Source organism: Moorena sp. SIO3E8 (assembly GCF_010692445.1).
Lineage (GTDB): Bacteria > Cyanobacteriota > Cyanobacteriia > Cyanobacteriales > Coleofasciculaceae > Moorena > Moorena bouillonii.
Genome location: NZ_JAAHHM010000211.1, coordinates 1 through 7,732, shown reverse-complemented (window position 1 = coordinate 7,732; position 7,732 = coordinate 1). Strand labels below are relative to the sequence as shown.

5 protein-coding genes and 2 pseudogenes are annotated in these 7,732 nt (G+C 41.4%); 4 read left to right on the top strand and 3 right to left on the bottom strand.

Going from position 1 to position 7,732, the window contains the following annotated elements; genetic code table 11:
- Nucleotides 1–135 precede the first annotated feature (135 nt).
- The 4 genes and pseudogenes from F6K46_RS36705 to F6K46_RS36690 all read left to right on the top strand — a co-directional run.
- Complete coding sequence (locus tag F6K46_RS36705; protein ID WP_293067649.1) at nt 136–1,542, top strand: glycerophosphodiester phosphodiesterase family protein; 1,407 nt, start codon at nt 136–138, stop codon at nt 1,540–1,542.
- Between the two features lie 57 nt (nt 1,543–1,599).
- Nucleotides 1,600–2,148 carry an esterase-like activity of phytase family protein gene (locus F6K46_RS36700; protein WP_081431140.1) on the top strand — a complete coding sequence of 183 codons (549 nt, stop codon included), beginning with the start codon at nt 1,600–1,602 and terminating at the stop codon, nt 2,146–2,148.
- Nucleotides 2,149–2,164: 16 nt separating this feature from the next.
- Nucleotides 2,165–2,506: a hypothetical protein gene (locus F6K46_RS36695; RefSeq protein ID WP_075898768.1), complete on the top strand. Its 342-nt coding sequence runs from the start codon at nt 2,165–2,167 to the stop codon at nt 2,504–2,506.
- Nucleotides 2,507–2,768: 262 nt separating this feature from the next.
- Nucleotides 2,769–3,563, top strand: a pseudogene (locus tag F6K46_RS36690) (alkaline phosphatase family protein); the annotation flags it as partial.
- A gap of 278 nt (nt 3,564–3,841) precedes the next feature.
- Here the strand turns inward: F6K46_RS36690 and F6K46_RS36685 are convergent.
- The 3 genes and pseudogenes from F6K46_RS36685 to F6K46_RS36675 all read right to left on the bottom strand — a co-directional run bounded on the left by F6K46_RS36685 (nt 3,842) and on the right by F6K46_RS36675 (nt 7,638).
- Nucleotides 3,842–4,901: pseudogene (locus F6K46_RS36685) on the bottom strand (transposase).
- A gap of 478 nt (nt 4,902–5,379) precedes the next feature.
- Nucleotides 5,380–5,514, bottom strand: a complete 135-nt coding sequence (locus F6K46_RS36680; RefSeq protein ID WP_293067651.1) for a hypothetical protein — start codon at nt 5,512–5,514, stop codon at nt 5,380–5,382.
- Nucleotides 5,515–5,556: 42 nt separating this feature from the next.
- Nucleotides 5,557–7,638, bottom strand: a complete 2,082-nt coding sequence (locus tag F6K46_RS36675) for a WD40 repeat domain-containing protein (protein ID WP_293117944.1) — start codon at nt 7,636–7,638, stop codon at nt 5,557–5,559.
- Between the last annotated feature and the right edge of the window lie 94 nt (nt 7,639–7,732).

The following is a 7,732-nucleotide window of genomic DNA, read 5'->3' as shown; positions in this document are numbered from 1 at the left end:
GGGTCAGGCATAGCACAAGTTGTGAAGAGTACAATAGGGTAAGCTGAGCATCGAGTAGGTAAGCAGTTCATCCTTCTATTTTACCATTATCAGCAGCTGCTCAAGTATTTCTGCCGCGCTGCACTAGAAGCTCCCATGCCCACCCCTAATATCCCTCAACTTAATACTCTTAACGGACAAGACCCGATCATTATTGGTCATCGTGGTGCCAGTGGTCTTCTACCGGAGCATACCTTAGAAGGTTTCCGTTTGGCTCTCGAACAGGGTGCGGATTTCATTGAAACCGACTATGTAATGACCAAAGATGGAGTACCCTTAGTTCGTCACGAGCCATTACTAAATAACACCACCAATATTCTTGACCACTCCGAATTTAGTGGACGGGAAACCACTAAAATTATTGATGGAGTTGAAATTACTGGCTTCTTCGCTGAAGACTTTACCTTAGAGGAAATCAAAACCCTACGTGCTAGGCAACCTCGCCCTGAGCGCAGTGATGAGTTTGACGATTTGTCTGAAATTCCTACCATGGCTGAAGTAATTCAGCTAGTTAAGGATTTTCAAGCCGAAACCGGTAAACAAGTTGGTATTGTTCACGAACTTAAGCATAATAGCTACTTCGATAGCATTGGTTTAAATGTAGAAGAAGCTACGGTGCGGGTTTTGCTGGAAGAAGACTTTACTAATCCAGAACAAAACATTATTCAAACCTTTGAAATCGCGCCTTTAATTCGGTTAGATAAGGAAATTATGCCCGAAGCGGGAATTGATGTTCCTTTGCATCAACTCACTGGCGCAGCTACAGAAAACTTTAATCCTGGTTTTTCTTTCCCCTACGATGTTGTTGCTAACTTCAGCAACCCCCATTTTACCGCAGAAGACGCTCGTGCAGTTTACGGCGACTTAGTAGATATTATCGATCTAAATGCTGAAACTGGATACGGGGACTTGTTGGCACTTCCTGAATTTTATCAATTCATGATTACCTACGCCGAAGGGGTTAATCCCTGGAACAATAGCATTTTACTCCGGGAAGGTTTAGATGAACCTTTTGATGGTGACGGGGATGGTAACGCAGAAATCAGAACTCAGTTAACAGGAGAAGTTTTCCCTTTAATTAAGTTCGCCCATGATGCAGGATTACTGGTTAATGTCTACACTTTACGGAATGAAGAACGCTACCTGACCTTAAACCCAGATAGCTCAGTACAAACTCCCCAACAAGAAGCAGAAGACTTAATCCGTTTGGGTGCAGATGGCTTAATTGGGGACTTCCCTGAAACTATCAATATAGTGCGGGATCGGATTGTGGCTGATCAAGTCCGCTCTCCCCAAAATCCTGATGTAGAAGCGATTGATTTGAGTGATGGATCTCTAGACGAAGGGGATGTCGCATTTGAAGCTGTAACCACACTTTTGAATGTAGCAGGTCGTCCCTTTAATAGTGGTGCAACTGATCCTGAAGGCATTGCCTTAAGGAAAGATGGTACTTTGTTTATTTCCTCCGAAGGTGATGCTAACAACTTACAGCGGTTGCTGTAATGCTAATGCTCCTGAAGGTACCCCTGATGAGGTAGATCGTACTAACAGTTTGGCCGAATTATTAGCGATAATGCTGGAACCTTCTTAGCCTTAGAAAGGTATTTTGACGACACTGGCTTAAACCAAAACAAGCTCTATTTAGTATCGGCTCAAAATGCTACCGATGTCAGTAACTTGCCAAGCTTGAAAGGTCGAGATATTGTTGTAGCCGAAAAACAACTGCTGGTAGATTTTAATGATCTTGGGACTAATCTCGATGATTTTGAAGGTTTAGCCTTAGGTCCAGTTTTACCCGATGGTCGTCAATCCTTAATTGTTGTTAGTGATAACGACTTTGACCCGGCAACTCCTGCTACTCAGCTCTTTGCTTTTGCTTTAGATATTGCTCCTGCCAGTGAGACTAAAGAACAAATTTTTGGTACGTTAGAAGCAGATGCTCTAGAACTAACTGGTAGCAATAATTTAGTTTTTGCTGGGGAAGGTAACGATATCATTGATGCCTCTTTGGCTGATGGAAATAATCGTATCTATGCTGGTAACGGTGACGATACTGTTATTTTAGGAACAAGCGATGCTCCTTTGGAGCCGCTGCGCGATTGGCCGTAGGCCACGCTAAAAGCGATTGACCGTAGGTCACGCTAAAAGCGAACGCGTTTTTGGTGCAGAAGGTGCAGATCGTTTCTTTGTGACCTCTGGTGGTAACAATATCATGACTGGGGGCGCAGGTGCAGACCAATTCTGGATTGCTTCTGCTGAAATTCCCGATAGCGCTAACATCATTACTGACTTTTTCAGTGGCGAAGATGTGATTGGTATTGCTGGTTTGGGTATTGGTTTTGATGATCTCACCATTACCGATGGGGATTTGGGAGCAGTAATTTCTGCCAATGGCAGTGACTTAGCTATTGTTACTAATCTCTCGGCTGATCTTGTTGCTAATCAAGATTATTTCGTTTTTGTCTAAATCCTAAATTTATCATATCTGGATAAGCCAAAGGTGGGGCAAACCCCACCTTTTTTTTATATTTCATTTAAAATTAATATTAGTTTAATTTTTTTTATAAAATTCATAATACTTTCTTAAATAAACCAGGCAACTATAGTCAAATCAAAATGTTTTTTTACTATTTTTTTTAGAAAAGTCAATGACTGAGAAGAAAGCTATTGTCATCGGTATTGATGGAGCGCAGTTATAAAAACTAGACGAAACTCCTACACCATATCTTGACAGTTTAAATATTATAGAGTCTTTCACAGGAGGGATTCAAGGAACAGAAACAGAACAACAAACCTTTAGTGGTCCAGGTTGGGGCAGTTTATTAACAGGTGTTTGGGCAAACAAGCACGGTATTGTTTCCAATGACGATACATTAAGAGCTAAGCCAGACTATCCTAGCATTTTTGAATACGTTCATAATGACGATCCCGATAACTATATTGCTTCTGTGGTTAACTGGGGTCTAATCAATGCTTATTTTGAGGAAGATGTTAATTCAATTGTTGATTTTGAATTGACCGCACCAGAACCCACTGATGATCAACTGGCTCAAGATAATATTATTGCGCAAACTGTAGCCGATTTAATCTTAAAACAAGGGCCAGATTATACCTTCGTTCATCTCGATAACGTTGATGTTGTGGCTCACAATTTTGGTTTTTCTACCGAATATTTAGAAGCAATTACTATGGCTGATGGTCATGTGGGTAAAATTCTTGATGCGGTAGAAGAAAGAGAAGCAGCATATCCCGATGAAGATTGGTTAGTGATTGTGACTACAGATCATGGTCGCGAACCATCAGAAGGCTTTGATCACGGTGGACAAACTGACTCGGAAAGAAGGACTTTTATTGCATCTAATAAAGAACTAGATGATTCTTCCGTTGCACCTGCAACTGATGTTGTACCCACTGTTCTTGATCATTTGGATATTGAAGGCGGTGAATTTGATGGAACATCTCTTCTTGAGTCTCAACCCGAGGGAGCATGTCACTTATGCAGAACATTTGTACTCAAGCTATAGCCCCGTAATGTGTTTTAGCTTGCTGTGATAGTATATAGTTCATCTGTTCTACAATTTTGACCTGCTCCCCTTTTGTACCAAGAGTTTTTGGAGAGCGAACGCGCCCCGCGTGACCAAAGGTCAATCGCATTTATGTAACAACAGTTTTCAGAAAGCGATCGCGTAGCGTGACATGCAGATCAATCGCACTACTTCAGGAAAGTCCCCATCCAGCAGAATCCCTGAGACTGGCACTCTCAGGACTTACGTAAAGACACCAGATAGGTCGTATAGTATGATCAGGCTAAATTCATAACTAAAGAAGGTTTTTGAAGTTCTTTAGTTAAATATGAAGATAAACTTTGGTGCTTAATTTTATAAACTGTACATTGATTCAAGTAAGCTAGTTTTTTCATAAAATTCCACACCAAAATGGCACAAGCAATATGGTTTCTTTGGATTCGAGATTTACGACACTGACAAGATTGTATGCCAGTCAATGTCTTGATGCAGTCGCTCATGGGGGAAACCCCCAAGACCGCGCTGCATCGCTTGTTTAAGTTCCCGGTGAAACTCCTCTATTTTCCAACGATAAGAACAAGTTTCTTTTACCTGTTCAATATCTGAGGCAGTTAATTCATTTGTGGCAATGTATTCCGTTCTATTGGTAGAAATAGTAACCCGAAATAACTTCACCTTTTTCTGGTCAGGAAACTTTTTTATTTTGAGCAATTTTCCTTGTTTAACATCTAAATCACTCCACTCCAATGAGTCAATTCTTTTGTATTTTTCTTTACCTCCTGTTTCATCCACCAATCGATTCTTTTTTAAAGGACAGTAGTAGATTTTTTTCCAGTTATCAATTAACGCCATTAGTCTTTGAGTGGCATACCAACTATCCATTAATACCCTTTTAAAGGGGAGTTTCTTATGAAACACAACATTTCTGAGTATATCTTCTACATGGTCTAGTTTAGTTTTTCCATCCTCTTCTGGAGCATATATACGGTAATCTATTACCCAAAATTTCCCAGTTTTACTATTAACATATATACAAGTTACTACTCCTATTCCTCGAACCACACTATGAGTATTACCACTGTATTGTTTTCGCACCAATTATATTTTATTTGAATGGTTTTTATCCAACACTGTATCGTCAAATACTAGATAGCCTTCGTCATCTAATTCAATAGATTCTTTGACATTTAACCACAAGGTTTTGGGAGGAATTTTTTCGGTTTTTAAATATCGGTTAATTTGATCATGACTTAGTTTGGGAAGATGCTCTGCCAAATTAGTTATGGTGTAATTGTTTTGGCTACTCAACAAATATTGACAGTAATCTAGCTTGTCCAATCTTTATTACCATTATTTTTTTAGTTGGTTTCTCCCTTGATCTTATCATTTACTTTATCTGTTTTTACCGTTTAGGGATTGATTTTCTTTTTTATCGGCTTTACACGCTATATATAGCGTGCTTGCGTAAGTCCTGACTCTGATATAATCGTTTAATGTTCGATAATACCTGCAAGTTCTGACCTGCAGCAGTCTGTAATTTATCAAGACATTAAGGATGAAGGCCGTCATTTTGGGACAATCGAACGAATTGGCGTCATTTCAGCCTAGGAAAAATCAGGGTTTGACCCCAGTTTGACAGAACAGACTTCTATCTAAAACTATTAGAAACTTAGCATCAGGCACCAGCTGTTTCAGGGTCTGCGAATAACCTTTGGCATCAGAATAGTTGCGGAACCGAGCGAAAACGACTGGTGGCATCGGTGGTAATAGCCTAATCATGACCCATGTCTTACACCTTAATGTAATGTGTAGTGCTTTATTTGAGGCTGATTCCCTGTCTTGATGCAGCGCAAAGTAGCCGATAATCTATCCAAGATTTCGGCTGTAATGGTAGTATATTTGGTTGGTAGGTACCCGATAAGGCGTTCGCGTAGCGTGGCCTAAAGGCCATGGCTTGAGTACCTACTTCATTTTTCTGTGGACAGGCATGTGATTATTTCGAGTCTGGGGCTAACTGTTGCGCTACTGTTTTGGGGTCTTTATCTATTTCCTTTGTTAATGGATTGAGGTCGATTTCAAGATAGAGTTTTTGCGCTTTTTTAAATTTTTTAACAGCACTCTTGATATTTTGCTCTTTTTGTAAAATAGCCCTACCTTGTCTGACCATAAATTCGGCTTTGGTTTTATCTTCCCAACTGGCATGCTTAAGACAAGCTTCTCCTGCTTCATTATTTTTAGGTGCAACCAGATCAGGATAAAATTGCAGCTGATTACATCCCTCTTTTAAAGCCTCTTGCCAAGAGTAATTGCCCCACAAACGCACTGTTCCGTCGTCACTGCCACTGAGAATCTGTTTGCCATCTGGACTAAAAGCGATATCCCAGACAGTATTTGTATGACCTTGTAATGTATGGATTAGTTGACTGGTTTCTGTGTCCCACAAACGCACTGTTCCGTCGCCACTGCCACTGAGAATCTTTTTGCCATCTGGACTAAAGGCGATATCAGTGACACTACTTGTATGACCTTGTAATGTATGGATTAGTTGACTGGTTTCTGTGTCCCACAAACGCACTGTTCCGTCGCCACTGCCACTGAGAATCTGTTTGCCATCTGGACTAAAAGCGATATCAGTGACCCCACTTGTATGACCTTGTAATGTATGGATGAGTTGACTGGTTTCTGTGTCCCACAAACGCACTGTTCCGTCGCCACTGCCACTGAGAATCTGTTTGCCATCTGGACTAAAAGCGATATCATTGACCCCACTTGTATGACCTTGTAATGTATGGATGAGTTGACCGGTTTCTGTGTCCCACAAACGCACTGTTTCGTCGCCACTGCCACTGAGAATCTGTTTGCCATCTGGGCTAAAAGCGATCGCATCGACAATATCTCTATGACCTTCTAATGTATGGAGAGGTTGACCGGTTTCGGTGTCCCATAACCGCACTGTGTTGTCAATACTGCCACTGAGAATCTGTTTGCCATCTGGGCTAAAAGCGATATCATAGACAATATCTGTATGACCTTCCAATGTATGGATTAATTGACGGGATTCTGTGTCCCACAACCGCACTGTTTGGTCCCAACTGCCACTGAGAATCTGTTTGCCATCTCGACTAAAAGCGATATCAGTGACCCTACTTGTATGACCTTCTAATGTATGAATTAGTGTACCGGAATCTGTGTCCCACAAACGCACTGTTTGGTCCCAACTGCCACTGAGAATCTGTTTGCCATCTGGACTAAAAGCGATATCAGTGACCCTACTTGTATGACCTTCTAATGTATGAATTAGTGTACCGTAATCTGTGTCCCACAAACGCACTGTTCCCTCGCCATCGCCACTGAGAATCTGTTTGCCATCTGGACTAAAAGCGATATACCATACAGTATTTGTATGACCTTCTAATGTATGGATTAGTTGACCGGTTTCTGTGTCCCATAAACGCACTGTTCCCTCGCCATCGCCACTGATAATCTGTTTGCCATCTGGACTAAAAGCGATATCAGTGACACTACTTGTATGACCTTCTAATGTATGGATTAGTTGACCGGTTTCTGTGTCCCACAAACGCACTGTTCCGTCGCCATCGCCACTGATAATCTGTTTGCCATCTGGACTAAAAGCGATATCATTGACCCAACTTGTATGACCTTGTAATGTATGGATTAGTTGACCGGTTTTTGTCTCCCACAAACGCACTGTGTTGTCCTCACTGTTACTGAGAATCTGTTTGCCATCTGGGCTAAAAGCGATAGTATCAGTGACACTACTTGTATGACCTTCTAATGTATGGATTAGTTGACCGGTTTCTGTGTCCCACAACCGCACTGTCTTGTCGTGACTCCCACTGAGAATCTTTTTGCCATCTCGGCTAAAGGCGATACCATTGACCCAACTTGTATGACCTTCTAGTGTATGGAGAAGTTGACCGGATTCGGTGTCCCACAACCGCACTGTCTTGTCGTGACTCCCACTGAGAATCTTTTTGCCATCTCGGCTAAAGGCGATACCATTGACCCAACTTGTATGACCTTCTAGTGCAGCGCGGCAGAAATACTTGAGCAGCTGCTGATAATGGTAAAATAGAAGGATGAACTGCTTACCTACTCGATGCTCAGCTTACCCTATTGTACTCTTCACAACTTGTGCTATGCCTGAC

Excerpts from the sequence above, each read along its gene's own strand:
- F6K46_RS36705 (WP_293067649.1), top strand. The coding sequence starts at position 136 with ATGCCCACCCCTAATATCCCTCAACTTAATACTCTTAACGGACAAGAC.
- F6K46_RS36680 (WP_293067651.1), bottom strand. The coding sequence starts at position 5,514 with ATGGCCTTTAGGCCACGCTACGCGAACGCCTTATCGGGTACCTACCAA.